Genomic DNA, 19,694 nt, shown 5'->3' with positions numbered 1-19,694 from the left:
ATATCAATTACAAGCCTATAATAGACATTACTGTATCCATTTTTGGTTTTTGCACATGAGCTTTACACTTCTTGATGATACCGATGTCAGCCACGCTTTTGCCACGCATTTGCGCGGTTTGCGTAAGGAGGCCAAGCTGTCACGAGAGGCGCTTGCCAAGCGTAGCTGCGTTCCCGCCTCGACCATCAAAAAGTTTGAACTCACTGGGCAGATCTCTTTTCGCCAGCTGTTGCTATTGTGGGAGTCACTGGATTCACTGTCTCGTCTTTATGATCTGACACAGCCGGGCTCCGGTATGGCTCGCTCTGCTTTACCGACCAGCATAGAGGAGGTACTGCAAGATGAACTTTAAGCCGATTCAGAAGTTGAATGTCCAGCGTACCCTGTCAACGGGTGAGGTTGTCCCTGTGGGCGTTTTGGCACAAAACCGACAAGGGGCTTTCTTTCAGTACGATGAAAGCTACATCGGGCAGTTTGGCAATTTGTCACCTTTTACGATGCAAGCCGACTTGCGACTACAGCCAGCGCCCAAACAACCCCATCAGGGTATTCATGGCGTTTTTGGCGACAGCCTTCCAGATGGGTGGGGATTGCTGCTACAAGATCGCGTATTTCGCCAACAGGGTATTCTGCCAGCACAACTAACCGCGATGGATCGGCTGGCTTTTGTAGGGTATCAGGGAATGGGAGCGTTATCCTTTTCGCCTGTGTCGGAATTCTCGTCAGATGTACGCCCGGAGATTGATTTAGCAACCCTAGGGTTAGAAGCACAGACACTATTTGATCAATCCTTGTCTGATGATCTGGATGGCAAAACCCAACAGGTACTGGCGACCTTAGTGGCCGTTGGTAGTTCTGGTGGTGCTCGGCCAAAAGCGCAGATTTATATGCCTGCAGGGGATGCTAATCATTGTCGCACCTTTGCGATGCCAGGCGACGAAGCTTGGCTGGTCAAGTTCACTTCCCAAAATCTTGCCCTGGGCCATGAAGAGGGCCTGTGTGAAGCGGTCTATTTACACATGGCGGAAAAAGCAAAATGCCAACCGCCCACGTGGCAGCTTATCGAAGCGTCAGAACAAAGCGGCGCGATGGCTTGGCTTGCGGTAAAACGTTTTGATTATATCCCGAGAGTGAACAGCGCTGGCCGCTTACATATGCACAGTGCGTGTGGTCTATTGGATGCGGATTTTCGTAGCCCGAGCCTAGATTATTTAGATTTAATTAAAGCCAGTCGCCAATTGTGTAAATCGCCTGCCGCCGGGCAGCTACAATTTCGCCGTGCCATGTTCAATTTGTTTGCCGCCAACCAAGACGACCACAGTAAAAACTGGGGCTTTTTACAGCAGGACGATGGTAGTTGGCAAGTGGCACCTTTCTATGATGTTACTTTTAGCCCCCATCCCTTTAATGAAAATGCTACGGCCTTTGGCGGATACGGAAAAACACCGCCGCTTAAATCAATACAAAAGCTGGCAGCCAGTGCTGGATTTGCATCATGGCAAGATGCGCAGAAATGCATAAATGAAGTAGTCGAGGTGATTAGCCAGTTCCAACACCTTGCTAAGCAACAAGGTATCAGCGCGGCGACTCTATCCGCGATTGAACAAACGCTGGCACAACGCAGAAAAGAAAATGCAGTACTGATAGGAGAGTGAATCAAACATCTATCTTGAAGTCATTTTTATCAAAGAGCGAGCTCTGCACTTTAAACAGTGCAGAGCTTTCAAATAAAAATCATTCAATATTTTGAATTTGCTCACGCATCTGCTCAATCAACACCTTAAGCTCCACAGCACTTTGTGTGGTATCAGTCACAATCGATTTCGATGAAAGCGTGTTAGCTTCGCGGTTTAGCTCTTGCATTAAGAAGTCTAAGCGGCGGCCTACGGGTTCTTTCTGTTTTAGGATACGGCGCACTTCTTGAACGTGTGTATCTAGGCGGTCCATCTCTTCATCAACATCAGCCTTTTGTGCAAGCAGTACAACTTCTTGCTCTAGGCGCTGTGGATCTAGGTCTACACCTAAGTCAGTTACACGTGTTTTAAGCATGTTGCGCTGGTTTAGCAGAATCTGTGGCAGCTTAGTACGTACGTCAGCCACCACAACGCTGATTGCATCGAGTCGTTGCTCTATAAGCGATGCGAGTTCTTTACCTTCGCGTTCGCGGCCTGCGTGTAGGTCATCCAGTGCTTTATTAAACAGCTGCAGTGCTTCGCGTTTTACTTCGTCCATGTCGATCTGTACGTCTTGCAACACACCAGGCCAGCGCAGCAGGTCGAGCGGGTTCAATGTTTGCGATACCGGCATCAATTGTTCCATCTGCTCTGTGGCTGCCAGTAGCTGTTTTGCAAAGGCTTCGTTCACTTGCAGTGTTTGTGCTTGCTCTTCTGGCACAAAACGCAGCATGCATTCTACTTTGCCACGGCTTAGGCGTTTACGCAGTGTTTCGCGCAAACTGCCTTCTAGTTCTCTTAACTGCTCAGGGATTCGTAGATGTGGTTCTAAAAAGCGATGATTTACCGAACGCACTTCCCAAGTGAGTGTTCCCCAGCTTTGTTGGCTCTCTTGACGAGCAAAAGCAGTCATACTACGTGTCATGTTGTCGTATCTCGATTAGAATTATCCTATTCAGATAGTTTAGCAGTCTGAAGACAGATGCTCTATGCAGCAAATCATTCATTGTCGATAAGGTGTATTTTACAGATGAGTCCTACCATGTCCGATCAACTTCAGAACCTGGGTCTTGCAAGCATGCGTCCGAGTGGTCGCCAACCCGACCAGTTACGTGAAATCCGTATTACACGTAATTTTACTAAGCATGCAGAAGGATCTGTATTGGTAGAGTTTGGTGAGACGAAAGTCATTTGTACCGCAACAGTTGAGCGCGGTGTACCACGTTTTTTACGCGGATCAGGTTCTGGCTGGGTTACGGCTGAATACGGTATGTTGCCACGCTCTACAAACACCCGTAATGGCCGTGAAGCATCACGCGGTAAGCAAACAGGCCGCACTATCGAGATTCAGCGCCTTATCGGCCGCTCTTTGCGTGCTGCGCTTGATCTTAAAAAGCTAGGTGAAAACACTATCACTATCGATTGCGATGTTATCCAAGCCGACGGTGGTACACGTACAGCCTCTATCACCGGTGCTTGTGTTGCGCTAATGGATGCCATTAATTTCTTGAAGAAAGATAAGCACGGCGCATTAAAAGGCAACCCGATCAAGTATATGCTGGCCGCTATTTCTGTTGGTATTTATAAGGGTGAAGCGGTACTTGATTTGGACTACGACGAAGATTCTGCTGCCGAAACAGATATGAACGTTATTATGACTGACCAAGGCGGCTTTATTGAAGTTCAGGGTACTGCAGAAGGCGCTCCGTACTCTCACGATGAGCTTAATAAAATGTTGGCACTCGCTGACAAAGGTATTAAAGAGATCATCGAGCTGCAAAAAGCAGCGCTGGCTAAGTAAGCTTACAGGCACAAAAAAGGGTGCATCAGCACCCTTTTTTACTCTCTAGGCTTTACTAAAAATCACCATCATAATCGATAATTAGTGGGCCATGCTCTGAAAACGACTGGTCTTTATAAATGCTCGCACCAGTAATCATCTTACGTAGGTTTCCCGTAGTGATTTGGTAATCGAGTCGTGCGCCTTCGTTCAGCGTGCGTGCACGGTTATAATCAGGCCACCAAGTAAACTGACGCTCCGCTTTGTTTAACTCACGAAACGCATCAACAAAGCCCAGATCACCTAGCATCTCTTCCATCCAAGCCCGCTCGCTTGGCAAGAAACCCGAAACACTCTGATTTGCATACCAGTTGCTCAAATCCATGGTGCGATGTGCCGTGTTAAAAGTACCGCAAAAGATAAAGTCACGACGTTTACGCAAAGTCTTTTTTAGGTGCGCTAAAAAGTGCGCCATAAACTCTTCTTTTGTCTGCTGCGCCGAGAAGCTTTTGAGGCCCGATGGCACATACAAAGAAGATACACTGACTTTATCGAAATCAGCCTGGATAAAGCGTCCTTGATAATCACAAAGCTCAAAACCCAAACCTGTCATTATTGCTTTGGGTACATGGCGAGTGTAAATAGCCACACCACTGAAGCCATCTTCAAAGGCATCAAAAAAGTAAGGGTAATATCCTTCAGGATGATAACGGTCACCATCGAGCTGATACTCTTTTATCCGAAGATCCTGCAAGCAGATTACGTCCGCATCCTGCTTGACCATCCAGTCAAAGAAGCCTTTATCAGCCGCCTGTTCAATACCTTGTGTATTGAAGGTGATAACACGCATATTTGTTATTCCTGTTAAAGCGCACAAAAAATGTTAGAGACGAATTGTATAGTGAAGTCAGCAAAAAGGAAATTTACAAACCGCTGAAAATCTCGTTCATAGTGCATCCTAATGGTAGAATACACCTTTTATCCCAAATGAGACCCTGCCATGCGTGATTACCAGAGAGAATTTATCCAATTTGCTATTGAACAGAATGTATTACGCTTTGGTGAATTCACATTAAAGTCTGGCCGGGTTAGCCCTTATTTCTTCAATGCTGGCTTATTTAACAGCGGCACTGCTCTCGCAAAACTAGGACGTTATTATGCGGCAGCTATTGATGAAGCCAAGGTTGAGTTTGATGTTTTATTTGGCCCTGCATACAAAGGCATTCCACTCGCTGCAGCCGCTGCCATTGCACTGTCTAATGATTATGACCGCGATACGCCTTATGTGTTTAACCGCAAAGAAGCCAAAAGCCACGGCGAAGGCGGTAGTTTAGTAGGCGCTGCGCTTGAAGGCCGCATCATGATTATTGATGACGTTATCACTGCCGGTACAGCTATTCGTGAAGTGATGGATATTATTAATAGTGCAGACAACGCCACACCTGCCGCTGTCATGATTGCGCTTAACCGTATGGAAAAAGGTAAGGGTGAACTTTCTGCGATTCAAGAAGTTGAACGAGATTACAACATGCAGGTTATCAGCATTGTTTCTTTGGAAGATGTTGTTGAATATCTACAGGATGTAGGTGGATACGAGTCTTCAGTGGTTGCTATTCAGGCTTACCGCGCGGAATATGGTATTTAACCGATAGACTAAAGCGCCACTCTCACCTTTACTATGCGGGTGGCCGAATCCACACCTGATCCACACCGCCCGACACTTTCGATAGTCACATACGTATCTGTAATCGTTACTGATTCACAATTCGCCTGATAGCTGCAATCCAGTAAGCCCGGCGTTGTTAATACAACGGGAGTAGCATCCGTTGTACATTCCAGCGGGGCATTCTCTGGGTGCAATAGATTAGATAAATGTAGCTCAGACCCTGTTTGCGCAGCAGAAAGTGCCCTCACGGCTAATACCTCCTGGGACCGATAGGTTTGACTTGCCGTCATTATACTGCTCATACCAACCACCAGCATTGCCAATACGACTATCACAAAAATAGCCGACACCAGCCCTAAGCCTGCTTGATTTTTATATGTATTTTTCACATTAGGGCGCATTACGAATCTGCACCTCTTGTTGAATCAGTAAGCTTTCATCGTTTTGCTCTACGCTGAACTGCAACATCACTAAAGCATTACGTTGCAATGTCGCATCCACCACTGTGAATGGCAGCGTGGGAGCAACAGGCGCCGTCACAGGAAACGCCAGCAGTGCTCGATTAGGCTCATCCGTGGGTAAGGCAGCCAGGGTTGGCTGTGTCGCTGAACGGCCGTAGTTTTGGTATCTGTATAAGCGGTCACCCACCAGACAAAAACTTACAGGCCCTCCTACAATAAACATCCTTTTGGATGGTGAGTCTGCAGGGTATTGATGAGTAGCAGATAACGATAATGTTACTACAGCTGACCCGTCTAAATCCCCCGCTGCTGAGCTAATAGCAGGAGAGATAACCGCAGGGGTAACGGTGTTATAAACAGCCGTGGTACTGATGGGATAAACCGCAGTGTTACCTAGCTCGGGCGGCTCACTAAAGGGAACTATCGATAAAGTAGTAGCGCTGTTGTTTAGCGGTATTGCAATATAGGTAGTTGCATCCAAAATCGGTATGTACTCTAAACATGAGCCATTCGTACGGGCGCTGTTAGGCAGTGAGTTGCGCAGCTCGCGCACCATACGGTCCATGGCTACTCGGCTAGTAGCGGCAATACCATCGCGCCTTGTTAAATCGCTATACCCCTCAACGGAGTTGACGATAAAACCGGTGGTACCAACAGAAATAATGCCCAACAAAACCACGACAACAATTAGCTCTAACAGGGTAAAGCCTCTTTGCGGGCGTCTATTTACTAGGAGCATCAATAATTCCCTCGGTAAACCACAAACTGCTGAGGAGACTCACCCGGCGGCGTCACTGTCACATTGATACGCTTCATTGTTGTTGCAGATACACCAAGCTCCCCTCCAGCGTAGGAGATACTCACCTCTACTTGATAATTGTTATATTCAGGGCGTACGTCTCCTAAGGCATTTTCAGAGGGTGTTTCATTTAAGCCGTTGTAATCATCAACATCATCAAACAGGGCGCGTGTTTCACCTGTCTCAGCGCCGAGTGTTGTTGAGCAAGTAGTACTGCTACAGGCGGGCTGGCCTCCAACGGGGGTATTTTCATCATAGCGCTTGGTAAGTATCTCTTCGATATACGCTTGGCCAAGATACGCAGCTTTAGCATGCCAGAAAGGGTCCGCACTCTGCCTAGCTGCTTGTCCCCAAGCAGAGACAAGCACCACCAGCGAGATACTGATGATTACAATGGTTAGAATAGTCTCAACCAGTGAGAAGCCGGATTCAGAGGCAGAGACCTTCATATGCAAAGCCTGTAGGTGAAATACATATGGAGCGGCTACCCGCCACTACCAAAGAAAGACTAGCATTTATATCGGCCGCTAGCGGTAATGTCAGCTCAGTAAGGTCACCGTTATCGCTGTACACTAACGATAAGGTATCCCCAGCAGAAATACTGCCCGTACTGGCGCCCGATGCAAAGGTTAAGGCATTATCACCTTCAAGTTGGTAGCTTAACGTTTGCGTAGCAAATACCAGTGTGATGTCCCACTCAGAAGCACTAACTCGATTAATGTTCAGCTGAGCGCCACTGCCTTGGTGTGCCACCGCAGTGCGTTGTGCCAAGCGTAAATAAGATAAAACCTGCTGCTGAAAAAGAGACTCGCTAAACGAACTTATGCCCCCTAAACGCGCGAAGGCCACTGCACTTAAAATCCCTAGTAGGAGTAGCACAGTGACCAACTCAATTAATGTAAAACCTTTTTGCTGACGTATGCTGTGCTTCATATTAAAACCACCATCACGCCAACTGGCTTTTACTGAGAAACAGTTACTTCCCCATTAGCTGTATTATAAGCAATAGTGCGCACTGTCGGCAGGTCTCTTTGGTATGTATAGGTGCATGTATTTGCAGTAGTACCTGTACCTACAGTAACTAAATAATCAGGCTTATTCGTTGTAGCCGTCGCCACTGTTGGTGCGCTTCCTTGTAACACTGAATCCCAAACAGCCACACAACTTGCTGCTGAAAGAGCAGGGGCAGCGGTTGCTGTGGTAATAGGGGTAGCTGAAGAACCCACTGGATAACGAGTGCCGTTAACAATCACATTGATACCATCAATACCTGCGGTGTTACCTGCCCCAACATTATCGACAACGGCCTGAGCTTTAACCAGCACAACCGCTGCACCTAAACCTCCAGCCGATCCCTGAACTGCCGCTCTGTGCGCATCATCCGTCACATCAATAAAACGTGGTAACGCCACCGCTGCTAAAATGCCCAGTAACGCAATAACCACTACCAATTCGATAATTGTAAAACCAGCCTGTCGCTTCATTAGTGCCACTCCGTTCTTTTACTTGGCGGGCATCGCCATACTTCTTAAAATACATAAGCGTAGATGTCTATCTACGCTCCAATGTTCCAAACAAACGGTTTAACCGCTTGAATCTTAATACTATAAACAGCACTCTTTTGTTGGGTATCGGCTGCTTTGCCATTTAATTTAAGCACAAATCTGAGATTTCGCTGCTCACCACCCTCAATTTTTATATTATTATTTCGTTTCACTCGATATATCAGCTGTTTAGTCACTCTATCAAAGTACCAGCGCCCTTTAATAAGCACTTCTGTCGCATCGCTAACTTCCCCTGCGTATTGGCTAGGGGGTGGCGAGATCCAGCTAAAAGGGTTTTCATTGATGAGCGCTTTAGCCTTATCTGAAGAGCCGTCAATATAAAATTTAGCCAAACGTAGGTTTAATTGCTGCCGAACTTGGCCAAGCACTCCATAAACCGCCGCTCTCTCTGCCGATTCTGCTACACGCCCTAAACGAGTGGATAAAACACCGTATAAGATGGCAATGACCAGCACGCTAATCACTAACTCAAGCAGCGTAAAACCCTTCTGCCATTTGCGGTTAGCCATTTATCGTGGAACTCAATTCCCACAAAGGAAGGAATACACCCAGCGCAAGAACCAGCACCATCATGCCAATCGCCACGATTAAGATAGGCTCAATGACACTCGAAAGATTCTGCAGATCATATTCGACCTCTTCTTCATAAAAGTCAGCCACATCTGCCAACATCTCATCTACTCGCCCGGTCTCTTCCCCTACGGCTAGCATCTGCATAACCAGTGGGCTAAACATACCGGTACGGTGGGCTGTCGCAGTGAAGCCTTCGCCACGCTCGATACCTTTACGCATGTCTGCTACTTTCTCTCCGACATACAGGTTACCCATTGCACGGGAAACAATAGACAAGCCTTGCTCAATGGGAATACCCGCTTTTAATACCACGCTAAAAGTACGCGCAAAACGGCCTAAGATGGCTCGATAAAAAATCCCACCCACTAACGGAAAGCGCAATTTAATCCGGTCCCATTTTCGCCGTCCATCTTCTGTTTTTTTCCAACGAATAAACAGATACCCCGACAACAACAAGCCCCCCAAAATAAGATGCCACCAGTCCACGGTAAAGTCAGAAATAGCAATAAGCACACGTGTTTGCCACGGCATTTCACCACCGAAGCTTTCAAACACCGACTTAAAAGCAGGAATAACAAAAACATTTATCACGCCCAAAGCAATCGCAATGGCAGCCATAACAAACATAGGGTAGCGGGTCGCTTGTTTAATACTACGTGCTGTTTTTCGTTCAAGATCAAGATAAGACGCCATCTGGCTAAAGGCTTCATCTAACTGCCCGGTATTCTCACCTACATGGATCATGCTGACATACAAGTCGCTAAACAACTTAGGGTGTTTATTCAGCGTAGTTGATAGCGAATTTCCACGCTCTAAATCATCTGCAACCGTATTGAGCGTACTTTCTAGTAATGGGTTTCGGATGGTGTTGGCTAAACCACGCATACCACTGGTAATCGGTACACCGGCACGCGTTAAACTCGCCATTTGGCGGCTGAACATAATCAACTCATCCAGTGTTACTCGCTCAAATAAACGTATTTGGCCAGCTTTGCTGGATTTTTTGTCATCCTCACTCTGTGCTGCCAACTCAACTTTTACCGGCGTAATGCCTTGATCCAGCAACTGAGACGCCACCGCCGCTTTGCTTAGCGCTTCGACTCGCCCTGATGCGGCAGAGCCATCTGCATGACGCCCTGTATACTGAAACGATGCCATACCTACTCCAGCTCCAGATGATTATCAACTTGAGGAGGTTCTGGTGTGTCGATATAAGCAGACTCATCCAGCTGCTCAGTCACCCTGAAAACTTCTTCCAGAGAGGTAATACCTTTAGCCGCCAATGCTAGCGCACTGATAACCAGCGGCTGATATCCGTCGCTGTCTCTGGCTGCTTGTGCAAACGCTGAATTATCATTACGGCGTAATGCATCGGCCATGCTGTCGTCAATTTCTAGCAGTTCGAATATACCAATACGGCCTTTATATCCGGTGTTGTTGCAATAGGTACAACCTTTACCATGTTGGAGTTCTATCGCGGGGGAACCTAACTCTTCAGCTTTTATATCTAGCCAAACCTGCTCTTGTACATTAGGAGCATAGCTACCTTTACAGTTCACACAAATACGCCGTACTAACCGCTGGGCGAGGATTCCGCGCAATGCGGTACCCGCTAGGTAGCCTTCCACACCAATATCGACCAAACGCATAGCACTGGAGATAGCATCATTGGTATGTAAGGTAGAAAGTACAAAGTGACCTGTCATCGCTGCTCGCATAGCGATATCTGCGGTTTCAAGGTCGCGAATCTCTCCAACTAATAGAATATCCGGGTCCTGTCGTAGACAAGAACGTAGTACTTTTGAAAAGGTTAAACCGATCTGTGGGTGTACCTGCACCTGGTTCACTCGTGAAAGCCGATACTCGACGGGGTCTTCCACTGTAATGATCTTTTTAGAGGCATCATTAAGCTCATTCAATGCGCCGTATAAGGTGGTTGTTTTACCACTACCGGTTGGCCCTGTAACTAACAACAAGCCATGAGGCTCGTGGATAATTCTGCGCATTCTAGCCAATAAGTTAGCTGGCAAACCCGCTTTATCCAAACCAATCATACCTGCACTTTGATCGAGCAAGCGCATAACCACCGACTCTCCATGTTGAATCGGCAGTGTTGATATACGCACATCAACGTTATGATTTTTGACAGTAATATTAAAACGCCCGTCTTGAGGCAGACGCTTTTCAGAAATATTGAGTTCAGCCATTAACTTAAGACGCAACACCAACACAGATGCTATGCGCGTTTCTTTCAAAACCTGCTCATGTAACACGCCATCAACACGCTGGCGAATACGCAACACATGCTCGTCTGGTTCAATATGTATATCCGATGCGCCTACTTGTACCGCATCTTCGAATAGACTTTTAAGCAACCGAACAACGGGAGCATCCATTTCGTCGGTGGCTGTTAATCGTGATAGGTCAAAGCTGTCTTCAACGATATCTTCACTCAATTGGTCCGCTAAGGAATCAATATCGTTGGTGCGACGGTACATTAGGTCAAGCGTTTGCAAGAGCTGACTTTCAGCAACAACAGCTAGTTCTATCGTTTTGGGCAAGAGGCGCTGCAGTTCATCAAAAGCAAATATATCCAGCGGATCCGACATGCCCACGAGAAAGTGGTCAGAATTTTCTTTAAGAACAATAGAGCGAAAACGCCGTGCATGCGTTTCAGAAAGGCGTAACACATCTTGCTGATTAAAATTGTAATGGGACAACTCTACCAACGGAACACTCAACTGTTGCGCAAGAAACTCCAAAAACTGTTGCTCATCAACATAGCCAAGCGATATAAGAGTGCGCCCAAGCTTTTGCCGAGTTTCTTTCTGGCGGGCCAATGCATCCATCAACTGCTGTTCAGTAATTACACCATCCTGAACCATCAGATCGCCAATGCGAATTTTCATCTTTGGTGATGCCATGCCGCGTAACCCTTCTTATTGTAATTGCAGTAACCGCTGTGATTGCTGCCTTGCATACTGCTTTAATGACCGATCTAGATTAGGAATCTGTAATGCTGTTTGGTAGGCATCTAACGCTTTTGAATTCTGCCCAAGATGTTCTAACGAAACACCTAAGTTAATCCACCAACGCGCTTCCTGAGGGTTTAGACCCAACAGGCTCAAGTAACGCGCCACAGCAGCACCATGCTGACCAACTTGCTGATAACCCGATGCAAGCAAGTCGAGATAATCTTCTCGGCTTTGCCCATCAGGGTATTGTTCTAATAAACGTATCGCTTCATTTGCTTGACCCTGTTGCAATAAGGATCGAGCTTTAAGAAGAGACCATGACAAGTTATTGGGTGCTTTTTCTAAAAGCGCTGTAGCACGAGAGTAACGCTCAGTCGCAAGGTATAACTGAACCAGCAAATACTGGCTTTGCAGAGAAGCCGGAGCTTTTTCAATATAACCTGTTAATAGACTCACAGCCTCTTCAGTACGCTGCTGGCTGAGTAAGCGCCGCGCACTTCGCACCGTTGAACTATCTGTCGGTAATGTATTGAGAGACTTTCTCCATTGCCCCTCTGGTTGAGAAGGCATGGTTGGAGCTGCAGGCTCAGCATAAGAAACGGCTGATTCCTGAGTATCAATAGATACGACATCAGGCTTTTTTGGTGCCGACTCACTCGCCGCTAGAGCTGGAGTATCGGGCATCGCCTCTACTGTGGCCTTCTGTGCACTCACAACCGTATTTGATGAAGCCTCAACAGGAGCATTCACACTGACCACTAAGCGAGCTGGGTTCTTCTTGAGTTGCGTTTTGAACTCAACAGGACCGCTAGCGGTGAGTTTAAAGCGGCTTTTACCCTCTTCTGCAATAATTTCAACCGCAGAAATAAGCAATGAATCCATATCCGGTAACCCGGTCACTAGCCTTGACTCGTCAATCGCAATGTCGAGGCTGTTGGCGGTTTTCTCATAAAGAACAAACGGTTTTACCTGACCCATCCAAAACGTTAAGTAACCGCTTGTCTGAGTCTTTGTTGTCCAATTAATAAGGTTTATATCAGTAACAATTGGACTGCTTGATTCAGATGCAACGGTTTCAGGCTTAGCACTATTAGCTTCAGACTCTTTTTGAACGACATCACTCTTTACTGCTAGCGGTACTGAGGAGGAATTTACACTATCAGCCGCCTGTGTTTCTTGCTTTAACCAAGAGAGCAGGTCTGCTCGCTCTCCCACTTTACCTCTAAGCTCAATCGCGACAAAGTACACAACAGCAGCGATGATCAAGGTAGCCAAAGCAATCCATATCCAACGCCCTATTGAGCGTTTTGGCTTGGCAACAGGCCTATGATTTACTGAACCATCTCGTTTACGCTCATCCAAATCACGCAACATATCATTAACTAGGCTCATATAAGCCCCCGCATGACCGCTAGGTATAATAATCCACAAGCAGACCCAGCAAGAATGGCAGAACCTAGTAAAAACTTTAAAACACCCGCCATCGCGGGAACATCGACACCTTCGGTGTCTTCTATTGCTCTAATCACATGCTGTTTTTTAATGACACTATCACCCAAGCCATAAGCACTCATCAATGATTTGTGAGCCAGAATATTAACCAATCGCGGCACGCCTTTTGATGCTTTTGCAATGAACTGTGCCGCAGGCGGAGAGAATAAAGAAAGCCCTTCATAACCCGCTCTTCTTGCTCGCTGCTCTAGATAAGAACTAACGGCTTCTATTGAGAGGGTCTGTAAGTGATAACTGAAAGTTATACGCTGCAGTAATTGCCTTAATGATGCGCGCCCTAGCAATTGATCAAGCTCAGGTTGTCCGAACAGCACCACCTGAAACAGTTTTTCTGATTCTGTTTCAAGGTTGGTTAATAAGCGCAACGCTTCAATTGTCTCTTCTGGCATGGCTTGCGCTTCATCGACAATCAAGACGGTGTACTTACCATCCTTGGCTATTTCAACCAGGCGCAAGTTGATCTGATTAGCCAGTTCAAAATCTTTAAGCTCTAAAGCATTATCAATTCCAATTTCCAACGCAAAATTGTGCCGCAATGCCTCGGGGCTTAAATAAGGGTTTGGAATATAAGCAGTAACACATGGCTCTTCTTCTAATGTATTAAGCAATGTCCGGCACAACATTGTTTTACCTGTGCCTACTTCACCTACAACTTTAATAAAGCCATCACCGCTACCTAACGCTACTAACAATAAATTCAGAGCTTCTTGGTGCGTCGGCAACTGCAAAAAGAAATGCGTATTCGGTGTTAATGTAAACGGTAGTTCACGCATCCCAAAGTGATCAATGTACATAGGTATCTAATCCACCACTTGTGTGCTGAGTTTAAATTAACGCTGCTTCAATGATTGGAAGCCATCAAGGCTACGCTGTAGCTCTTGCTGCCAACCGGCAGAGTTAGCAATCACAGGTCTTAACAAAATAACCAACTCACTTTTATTGGAACCTTGTCTGCGTTGCTGAAAAAGCTTGCCTATTCCTGGAATATCACCCAAGCCTGGCGCTTTCGCGAATGTATCGTTGCTACCTGACGTCATCAGCCCACCAATAACAATCACTTGGCCGCTCATGGCTTTTACAACACTGTCTGATTCGCGAATAGAACTCAGAGCGAGTGGAATATTAAACTGCTCAGCACCGACACTGATTAATTTCTGCTGGTCTTCAACCTCACTAACCGAAGGGTGAATATGCAGAATAATTTCATTCTCAGCACTGATTTGTGGTGTCACATCTAATGCAATACCTGAAAAGAAGGGTGTCAGCTCCACTGACGGTGTTGTCGTTGTCGCTGTGCCGGTCGTTGTCGTGCTCTCAATTTCAGTCACGAAAAACTCATCCGAGCCTACTTTGATCACTGCTTTTTGGTTATTCATTGTAGATACTCGAGGGCTAGATAACACCTGCACATTCCCTTGAGTTCCAAGCAAGTCGATCAATGCACTGAAATCATTCAACCTTAAAGCGGCACTAAAGACGCCACCAATACCATCTGGGTTAATGACTCGCTCAGCACTCTGACCAAACCCTACCGTATTTTTCGAGTTAATTTGGCCAACAGCGGCCCAATCAATACCCGCTTGAAAACCATTATTCAAATTCACTTCAAGAATTTTAGCTTCAATAACAACCTGACGTCCTAAAATCAGTTCAGCCTTTTCTAAGTATTCACGTACGGTTTGCTGCTCACTCGGAAAAGCCCTGACAACCACAACACCAGCTTGCGGCGTGACTACTACTTTTTGACCCTTATCACTATCGATAATGGTCAATAATGTTGCCTGTAAGCCACCCCAAAAATCTGTTTTGCTTCGCGTACTGATATGAGTTCCTACTAACGCTCCCTTTCCGCTATCACTTGAGGAGCTATCATTATCACTCGAAGAACTATTACCACCGGAAGAGCTGCTGCCGGCATTACTAACAGATCCTGCGCTTACGGACGTTTGTGACTGCCCATCACGCTGAACATCGAGGTAATTCACTTGATAAATTTGTGTTTCAAGAACCGCAGGAAGAACCTGATACAGGTTACCCATACGCTTATATTCATAACCATAAACATCACGTACCGCTTTCATCACTTCTGCAACCGTAACATCCTTAAGCTGCAGCGAAATATCACCACTAATCCCTTCATGAACAATCATGTTGTAAGGAGAACCTTCTACCAACCCCATAAAGAAAGTTCTAGCTGATAACTGCTGAGCAGATACATCAAAGCGCTCTTCCTCAACTTTTGCCAAGTCGTCTAGGCGCAATGGAGCCAAAGAGGGTAGTGCAGGTAGTGATATAGCGGTATTTGTTCTACTAGTTTCGGCTAAAGCAGCCTGAAGAATCATCTCTGATTCTTGCTTTGGCGGCTCTTGTGTTACGTGCCCTATCGACTGGCATCCTGCTAGTAATCCAGCAATAATCAAAACTAGATGTTTATGCATATACTTCATCCGCAAACCTTATTATATTACCGGCTTTTCTTCAGCCCTGATTTGTTGGAAAGAGGAACCCAACGACGGCTACCTCCAACATCTAGCAATACTTTGTCATAAGCAATACGCATAATTTTAGCTCCCTCTACGCGCTCACCAACAGAAGCTTTTGCACCATTGATAATGGCCCATGCGGTTTTTTTCTTCTTCAAAATCGAGGTCACATTAAACACTGCTTTTTTATCAACGTCCTGTGAAACAGGCGTGTTCTGAGATTGATAAGGCTGTGTCGGATCTTTTATGCCAGACGCGGCTAAAACCCAACCAGAACAAAGCAGTAGAACAATACTTAAATACTTAGCCACCTAGCCACCCCTCTACCGCACTTAAGGTATGTACTTGTAAAGTTACTTCGGAGTTGGGATATGTTGATACCTCGTATTCCAAAGAATCCCAGAAAAACGATGAAGAAAGCCCTTCAAGACGACGTAAATAATCGTAAATATCGGAATAACGCCCCTGTAACACCACTTCAAAGCCATGAGAGTAAACTGCTGCCGCTGGTGCCACTTCAACATCATCAACGCTACTATCAGCTTCTTCGGATAATTCAAGAGGCTTTAGAGGTAGAGAGGCAAGCCGCTTTAATGTAATACCCTGATTGTCTTGAAGAACAGTTTCTAATACTTGGCTCATTTGCACAGGATCCATCAAATGTACTGAGCGTTGCTGTAAAAGAGCCGTCACATGCTTATCCGATTTTTCCAAGCTTGCCACTTCCTCCTTTACCGATACGGACGGGTCGACAGCTAATGCTTGAGTAAACGCGGTGGCCTCCACACTATAGGCATTCATTCTGCGCTCTTTTTGTTCAACTTGACTATCCAGCCTTGACGATTTTTTCATCAAAGGCTCAATAGCCGCTACAAAAAACAGCATCACAACGATAACGGCTGAGGTGATCGATACCAGCATTCGTTCGCGCTTATTCAAAGCATTAAACTTTGTCGCCATTGCATTATTCATATGTGCTTCCGGTAATAACGCCATGAGCATTAAAAATGTAAGCTCGATCGTCTTTGCGTTCTGTTTCTAATTCAGCAAAACGCATGCTTTTAAAGAAGTCTTGTTGAGCTAGTGACCTTAAAAAGACAGGAATTTTCGATGTGTCTGAGCTTTCGCCCGTTAAATCTAATATCAAGGAGCCGGATGTCATCTTAAATGCTGTTAACCATACCTTATCAGGCGTGCTATTAGAAAAAGCTAGCAAGCCCGCAGAAAAGCCTTGTCGATGCTCAGGCTGAACCCTTTTTAATAAATTCGACAAACTTTTTTTAGATAAAACAGTTTGTTGTAATAGGTCTCGATATGCCATCAATTCTGGATCAGGCTTGCGCTGACTCTGCAGTGATTGAAGATTCTTTAGTTTGCTTTGATATGATGCTTCTTGCTGCGCGAGTTCATTGAATTTCTTCTCTGCTTGCTCAGTGTCATACCACAGCAACCCAGTAATAACAGAGCACACCATAAACACGCCAGCCAAACCCATAAGCACAGAACTAAAGCATAATAAATCACGCTCAACTTTAGGTTTCGGTGGTAGCAGGTTAATTCTTTGCTTCATGGCTTACTTAACTGCCTCATTACGTAACGCTGCAGCAATCGATAAAAAGCATCGTTGCTGAAGGTCAATAGTTAAGGGAGTCTCGGACTCAATTACATCACCTAAGTCCAATGACTGAACATCCGCACCGAGATTATCTCTAAGCTCCATCATCAGAGGTGTCTCTCCTACTTGCAAAGGCATCACAACAATCCTCAAACAGGGGGGCTTACCTATTTGGCTTTCAAAATAATCCATAGATCGCTGTAAATCTAAAACAGCATTATCTATTTGCAAACTATGACTGTAAGACAAAGCTCTTGATAAATATAAACTACTCAGCGACATCATATTGATAATGCTTTGCTGTTCATTTAGATACAAAACAGCGGTACCCGCCTCGGCTTCACAGAGATCTTCGGCGATATTCAACAAAGCTAATTCTGGGACATCGATATAGGCAGGTTCAAGATCGATGCTCTCCAGCCAAGCAATACGCTTTTCAACTAACTTTCGGTCAGCAGCCACAACATAAAGCATCTTCCCTCGCCCTTTAAAGGCATCCTCAGGAAGCTCGATAAAGTCAATAATGGCATCGTCAGTCGAATATTCAATGAGGTCTTTAACACGCCATAGCAGGGCTTCTTTCAACTCTTCTTTAGGTACTTCTGGAGCTTCAACTAACAACAGCTGATACTCCCCTGCGGACAATACCAAAGAACAACGACTACCTTCTAAACCAACGTTCAATATTTCTGCTGCAACGGACTGAACATGGTTCAGGGGATCATTAACAGAAAGGAAAGCGACACTCGATAACTTTCTCTGGTTACCCACCAAAGACACTGATGCAATAGCTACACCCTCATGTGAAATATGAGCCGCAACCAAGCCTTTTGCTTTGTTATTCTTTTTCCTGAATCTAAGCAAATCAGCAACCCCTTTCTACATCAATACTGCATCACAGCTGACAGATAATAAAATATTGAGCCGTAAGTAAAAGCTCATTTTATATATAACGGCACACATTCATAATAGTTTAGGCGACATAACCTATTTAGCTAGCTGAATTACTTAGAAAAATAGAGAATATGCTTGATATAAAGAGCGCTAAATGATTGAATACGCACCTCTTTGAGTTGCCCGGATAGCTCAGTCGGTAGAGCAGAGGATTGAAAATCCTCGTGTCCGTGGTTCGATTCCGCGTCCGGGCACCATCAATTAAGCCTTGCAGTTAAATGCAGGGCTTTTTTGTGTCTAACATTTCGAACTCGAAGAGAGTAAGAAAAACTTCAGTTACTGCACAGAAAACCAAATAATAAATAATAAATGGAAGGCAATAAAAAAGGCCTCAAAAGAGACCTTTATAAACATTAGAGCATCTTACGCCATTATATGATGACCTGCATCGACAAACAGCTGACTCCCTGTCTGACTAGAAGCCCAATCACTAATCAAGAACGCAGTTAAGCGCCCTACATCATCAGGACTCCCTAAACGATGCAAAGGTGAACGAGTCACAGCATCATCCATCAAACCATCAAAATCAGTAATACCCGAGCCGGCACGCGTTGGCATAGGGCCCGGCGACACAGAATGCACTCGTATACCACTTTCCCCAAGCTCAGATGCCATATAGCGTACAGAGCTCTCCAGAGCGGCTTTAACCGGCCCCATCATGCCATAGTTGTCTACGACCTTCTCAGAACCATAATAAGTCATTGTAACCAATGTCCCACCATTGTCCTTCATTAACGATTCAGCGAGACGTGCCGTACGAATAAATGAATGACAAGAGATGTCCATCGCCATTCCAAAGCCTTGCGACGAAGAGTCAACTAGGCGACCGTGTAGCTCATCCAATGGCGACCAGGCAATAGAGTGAACAACAAAATCTATTGTGCCCCATTGCTTTTCAGCTTCGTCAAACACAGCTTCAAGCTCACCCTCTTTACTTACATCACAAGGAAGAAATAACGCTGTAGATAGTTTTTCAGCGAGAGGGGCAACAAATGGTTTAGATTTTTCATTCAGATAGGTAATACAAAGCTCAGCACCCAATTCACTCAGTACTTCCGCACATCCATATGCAATAGAATGACGATTAGCAATACCCAACACGATGCCACGCTTACCTTCTAAAGAAAAAGGGATACTCATTTTTCTCAACTCCAAAAAGATTATTATGCTGCGATGCAATATAGGACAAAATACCTGATATGCAAGTCAATTGTGCTACTTTTGTATTGCAGTTCAATTACCAATGACGCAACGCAGCAAACACTACTCAGTCCCCCCTATTCCCCAACTCCAGACATAAAAAAACCCTGATCACGAAGTGATCAGGGTTCTCTATTAAAAGCTTGGCGATGACCTACTCTCACATGGGGAGACCCCACACTACCATCGGCGCTAAAACGTTTCACTTCTGAGTTCGGGATGGGATCAGGTGGTTCCATTTCGCTATGGTCGCCAAGCATAAACTGTCACAACATGGATTCGATGAATTTCTGTGTCTTTGTCTGTTTAACAAGCGCTAGTCTGTAATCTTATCTGTTACTACATGCTTCCCACACGCCTTTGGCGTTATATGGTCAAGCCTCACGAGCAATTAGTACTGGTTAGCTCAACGCCTCGCAGCGCTTCCACACCCAGCCT

22 protein-coding genes, 1 tRNA gene and 1 rRNA gene are annotated in these 19,694 nt (G+C 45.6%); 5 read left to right on the top strand and 19 right to left on the bottom strand.

Annotation, left to right across the window (positions count from 1 at the left end; genetic code table 11):
* Positions 1–55: 55 nt before the first annotated feature.
* Together G511_RS0113580 and G511_RS0113575 are read left to right on the top strand one after the other, a co-directional pair.
* Positions 56–352, top strand: a complete 297-nt coding sequence (locus G511_RS0113580) for a helix-turn-helix domain-containing protein (RefSeq protein WP_028470108.1) — start codon at positions 56–58, stop codon at positions 350–352.
* Complete coding sequence (locus G511_RS0113575) at positions 342–1,655, top strand: type II toxin-antitoxin system HipA family toxin (protein WP_028470107.1); 1,314 nt, start codon at positions 342–344, stop codon at positions 1,653–1,655. The genes G511_RS0113580 and G511_RS0113575 overlap by 11 nt, the downstream gene beginning before the upstream one ends.
* A 79-nt stretch (positions 1,656–1,734) precedes the next feature.
* Here G511_RS0113575 and G511_RS0113570 read toward each other — a convergent pair whose 3' ends face one another.
* Entirely contained in the window at positions 1,735–2,598 is an 864-nt protein-coding gene (locus tag G511_RS0113570; protein WP_028470106.1) for a YicC/YloC family endoribonuclease, read from the bottom strand.
* Between the two features lie 153 nt (positions 2,599–2,751).
* On the opposite strand from G511_RS0113570, the gene rph reads away from it, so the two are divergent.
* The gene (gene rph / locus G511_RS0113565) at positions 2,752–3,474 is read left to right on the top strand and encodes a ribonuclease PH (protein WP_036552090.1); all 723 of its coding nucleotides are present in this window, start codon (positions 2,752–2,754) and stop codon (positions 3,472–3,474) included.
* 55 nt (positions 3,475–3,529) lie between these two features.
* Here the strand turns inward: rph and G511_RS0113560 are convergent, their stop codons facing one another.
* Positions 3,530–4,303: an exodeoxyribonuclease III gene (locus G511_RS0113560; protein WP_028470104.1), complete on the bottom strand. Its 774-nt coding sequence runs from the start codon at positions 4,301–4,303 to the stop codon at positions 3,530–3,532.
* Positions 4,304–4,453: 150 nt separating this feature from the next.
* On the opposite strand from G511_RS0113560, the gene pyrE reads away from it, so the two are divergent.
* The gene (gene pyrE, locus G511_RS0113555; RefSeq protein ID WP_028470103.1) at positions 4,454–5,098 is read left to right on the top strand and encodes an orotate phosphoribosyltransferase; all 645 of its coding nucleotides are present in this window, start codon (positions 4,454–4,456) and stop codon (positions 5,096–5,098) included.
* Between the two features lie 8 nt (positions 5,099–5,106).
* Here the strand turns inward: pyrE and G511_RS0113550 are convergent, their stop codons facing one another.
* The 15 genes from G511_RS0113550 to G511_RS0113480 form a co-directional block, all read right to left on the bottom strand.
* On the bottom strand, positions 5,107–5,508 hold the full coding sequence (locus tag G511_RS0113550; protein WP_156905220.1) for a hypothetical protein: 402 nt from the start codon (positions 5,506–5,508) through the stop codon (positions 5,107–5,109).
* Position 5,509: 1 nt separating this feature from the next.
* Positions 5,510–6,319, bottom strand: a complete 810-nt coding sequence (locus tag G511_RS0113545) for a prepilin-type N-terminal cleavage/methylation domain-containing protein (RefSeq protein WP_028470101.1) — start codon at positions 6,317–6,319, stop codon at positions 5,510–5,512.
* A complete protein-coding gene (locus G511_RS22920; RefSeq protein WP_036552075.1) occupies positions 6,319–6,828 on the bottom strand; it encodes a type IV pilus modification PilV family protein in 510 nt (169 codons plus the stop codon). The genes G511_RS0113545 and G511_RS22920 overlap by 1 nt, the downstream gene beginning before the upstream one ends.
* Positions 6,809–7,312 (bottom strand): pilus assembly FimT family protein, encoded by a 504-nt coding sequence (locus tag G511_RS23910; protein ID WP_028470100.1) that lies wholly within the window; start codon positions 7,310–7,312, stop codon positions 6,809–6,811. Before G511_RS23910 ends, G511_RS22920 begins: the two co-directional genes overlap by 20 nt.
* Before the next feature lie 29 nt (positions 7,313–7,341).
* Positions 7,342–7,863: a type II secretion system protein gene (locus tag G511_RS22910; protein WP_036552073.1), complete on the bottom strand. Its 522-nt coding sequence runs from the start codon at positions 7,861–7,863 to the stop codon at positions 7,342–7,344.
* Between the two features lie 71 nt (positions 7,864–7,934).
* Entirely contained in the window at positions 7,935–8,453 is a 519-nt protein-coding gene (locus G511_RS0113525) for a type II secretion system protein (protein ID WP_028470099.1), read from the bottom strand.
* A complete protein-coding gene (locus tag G511_RS0113520) occupies positions 8,446–9,675 on the bottom strand; it encodes a type II secretion system F family protein (protein ID WP_028470098.1) in 1,230 nt (409 codons plus the stop codon). The genes G511_RS0113525 and G511_RS0113520 overlap by 8 nt, the downstream gene beginning before the upstream one ends.
* A 2-nt stretch (positions 9,676–9,677) precedes the next feature.
* Positions 9,678–11,441 carry a GspE/PulE family protein gene (locus tag G511_RS0113515; RefSeq protein ID WP_028470097.1) on the bottom strand — a complete coding sequence of 588 codons (1,764 nt, stop codon included), beginning with the start codon at positions 11,439–11,441 and terminating at the stop codon, positions 9,678–9,680.
* Positions 11,442–11,456: 15 nt separating this feature from the next.
* Complete coding sequence (locus G511_RS0113510) at positions 11,457–12,884, bottom strand: tetratricopeptide repeat protein (protein WP_028470096.1); 1,428 nt, start codon at positions 12,882–12,884, stop codon at positions 11,457–11,459.
* On the bottom strand, positions 12,881–13,798 hold the full coding sequence (locus tag G511_RS0113505) for an ExeA family protein (protein ID WP_028470095.1): 918 nt from the start codon (positions 13,796–13,798) through the stop codon (positions 12,881–12,883). Before G511_RS0113505 ends, G511_RS0113510 begins: the two co-directional genes overlap by 4 nt.
* 36 nt (positions 13,799–13,834) lie before the next feature.
* Positions 13,835–15,442, bottom strand: a complete 1,608-nt coding sequence (gene mshL / locus G511_RS22905; protein ID WP_245574031.1) for a pilus (MSHA type) biogenesis protein MshL — start codon at positions 15,440–15,442, stop codon at positions 13,835–13,837.
* Between the two features lie 26 nt (positions 15,443–15,468).
* The gene (locus G511_RS0113495; RefSeq protein WP_028470094.1) at positions 15,469–15,798 is read right to left on the bottom strand and encodes a hypothetical protein; all 330 of its coding nucleotides are present in this window, start codon (positions 15,796–15,798) and stop codon (positions 15,469–15,471) included.
* Positions 15,791–16,459, bottom strand: coding sequence for a type II secretion system protein M (locus G511_RS0113490; RefSeq protein ID WP_028470093.1), 669 nt, complete (start codon positions 16,457–16,459; stop codon positions 15,791–15,793). The genes G511_RS0113495 and G511_RS0113490 overlap by 8 nt, the downstream gene beginning before the upstream one ends.
* A complete protein-coding gene (locus G511_RS0113485) occupies positions 16,452–17,057 on the bottom strand; it encodes a PilN domain-containing protein (protein WP_028470092.1) in 606 nt (201 codons plus the stop codon). The genes G511_RS0113490 and G511_RS0113485 overlap by 8 nt, the downstream gene beginning before the upstream one ends.
* 3 nt (positions 17,058–17,060) lie before the next feature.
* Complete coding sequence (locus G511_RS0113480; protein ID WP_028470091.1) at positions 17,061–17,966, bottom strand: type IV pilus biogenesis protein PilM; 906 nt, start codon at positions 17,964–17,966, stop codon at positions 17,061–17,063.
* Positions 17,967–18,177: 211 nt separating this feature from the next.
* Between G511_RS0113480 and G511_RS0113475 the strand changes: the two genes are divergently transcribed.
* Positions 18,178–18,253, top strand: a tRNA-Phe gene (locus G511_RS0113475).
* Positions 18,254–18,419: 166 nt separating this feature from the next.
* Here the strand turns inward: G511_RS0113475 and fabI are convergent.
* A complete protein-coding gene (gene fabI / locus G511_RS0113470; RefSeq protein ID WP_028470090.1) occupies positions 18,420–19,196 on the bottom strand; it encodes an enoyl-ACP reductase FabI in 777 nt (258 codons plus the stop codon).
* Positions 19,197–19,397: 201 nt separating this feature from the next.
* Positions 19,398–19,513, bottom strand: a 5S ribosomal RNA gene (rrf, locus tag G511_RS0113465).
* Positions 19,514–19,694 lie beyond the last annotated feature (181 nt).

The sequence above is a fragment of the Neptunomonas japonica DSM 18939 genome (assembly GCF_000422765.1).
In the GTDB taxonomy this organism is placed as follows: domain Bacteria; phylum Pseudomonadota; class Gammaproteobacteria; order Pseudomonadales; family Balneatricaceae; genus Neptunomonas; species Neptunomonas japonica.
The sequence above is the reverse complement of the archived record's forward strand: the minus strand, read 5'-3'. Positions and strand labels throughout refer to the sequence as shown.

Excerpts from the sequence above, each read along its gene's own strand:
- G511_RS0113580 (WP_028470108.1), top strand. The coding sequence starts at position 56 with ATGAGCTTTACACTTCTTGATGATACCGATGTCAGCCACGCTTTTGCC.
- G511_RS0113575 (WP_028470107.1), top strand. The coding sequence starts at position 342 with ATGAACTTTAAGCCGATTCAGAAGTTGAATGTCCAGCGTACCCTGTCA.
- G511_RS0113570 (WP_028470106.1), bottom strand. The coding sequence starts at position 2,598 with ATGACACGTAGTATGACTGCTTTTGCTCGTCAAGAGAGCCAACAAAGC.
- rph (WP_036552090.1), top strand. The coding sequence starts at position 2,752 with ATGCGTCCGAGTGGTCGCCAACCCGACCAGTTACGTGAAATCCGTATT.
- G511_RS0113560 (WP_028470104.1), bottom strand. The coding sequence starts at position 4,303 with ATGCGTGTTATCACCTTCAATACACAAGGTATTGAACAGGCGGCTGAT.
- pyrE (WP_028470103.1), top strand. The coding sequence starts at position 4,454 with ATGCGTGATTACCAGAGAGAATTTATCCAATTTGCTATTGAACAGAAT.
- G511_RS0113545 (WP_028470101.1), bottom strand. The coding sequence starts at position 6,319 with ATGCTCCTAGTAAATAGACGCCCGCAAAGAGGCTTTACCCTGTTAGAG.
- G511_RS22920 (WP_036552075.1), bottom strand. The coding sequence starts at position 6,828 with ATGAAGGTCTCTGCCTCTGAATCCGGCTTCTCACTGGTTGAGACTATT.
- G511_RS23910 (WP_028470100.1), bottom strand. The coding sequence starts at position 7,312 with ATGAAGCACAGCATACGTCAGCAAAAAGGTTTTACATTAATTGAGTTG.
- G511_RS22910 (WP_036552073.1), bottom strand. The coding sequence starts at position 7,863 with ATGAAGCGACAGGCTGGTTTTACAATTATCGAATTGGTAGTGGTTATT.
- G511_RS0113525 (WP_028470099.1), bottom strand. The coding sequence starts at position 8,453 with ATGGCTAACCGCAAATGGCAGAAGGGTTTTACGCTGCTTGAGTTAGTG.
- G511_RS0113520 (WP_028470098.1), bottom strand. The coding sequence starts at position 9,675 with ATGGCATCGTTTCAGTATACAGGGCGTCATGCAGATGGCTCTGCCGCA.
- G511_RS0113515 (WP_028470097.1), bottom strand. The coding sequence starts at position 11,441 with ATGGCATCACCAAAGATGAAAATTCGCATTGGCGATCTGATGGTTCAG.
- G511_RS0113510 (WP_028470096.1), bottom strand. The coding sequence starts at position 12,884 with ATGAGCCTAGTTAATGATATGTTGCGTGATTTGGATGAGCGTAAACGA.
- G511_RS0113505 (WP_028470095.1), bottom strand. The coding sequence starts at position 13,798 with ATGTACATTGATCACTTTGGGATGCGTGAACTACCGTTTACATTAACA.
- mshL (WP_245574031.1), bottom strand. The coding sequence starts at position 15,442 with ATGCATAAACATCTAGTTTTGATTATTGCTGGATTACTAGCAGGATGC.
- G511_RS0113490 (WP_028470093.1), bottom strand. The coding sequence starts at position 16,459 with ATGAATAATGCAATGGCGACAAAGTTTAATGCTTTGAATAAGCGCGAA.
- G511_RS0113485 (WP_028470092.1), bottom strand. The coding sequence starts at position 17,057 with ATGAAGCAAAGAATTAACCTGCTACCACCGAAACCTAAAGTTGAGCGT.
- fabI (WP_028470090.1), bottom strand. The coding sequence starts at position 19,196 with ATGAGTATCCCTTTTTCTTTAGAAGGTAAGCGTGGCATCGTGTTGGGT.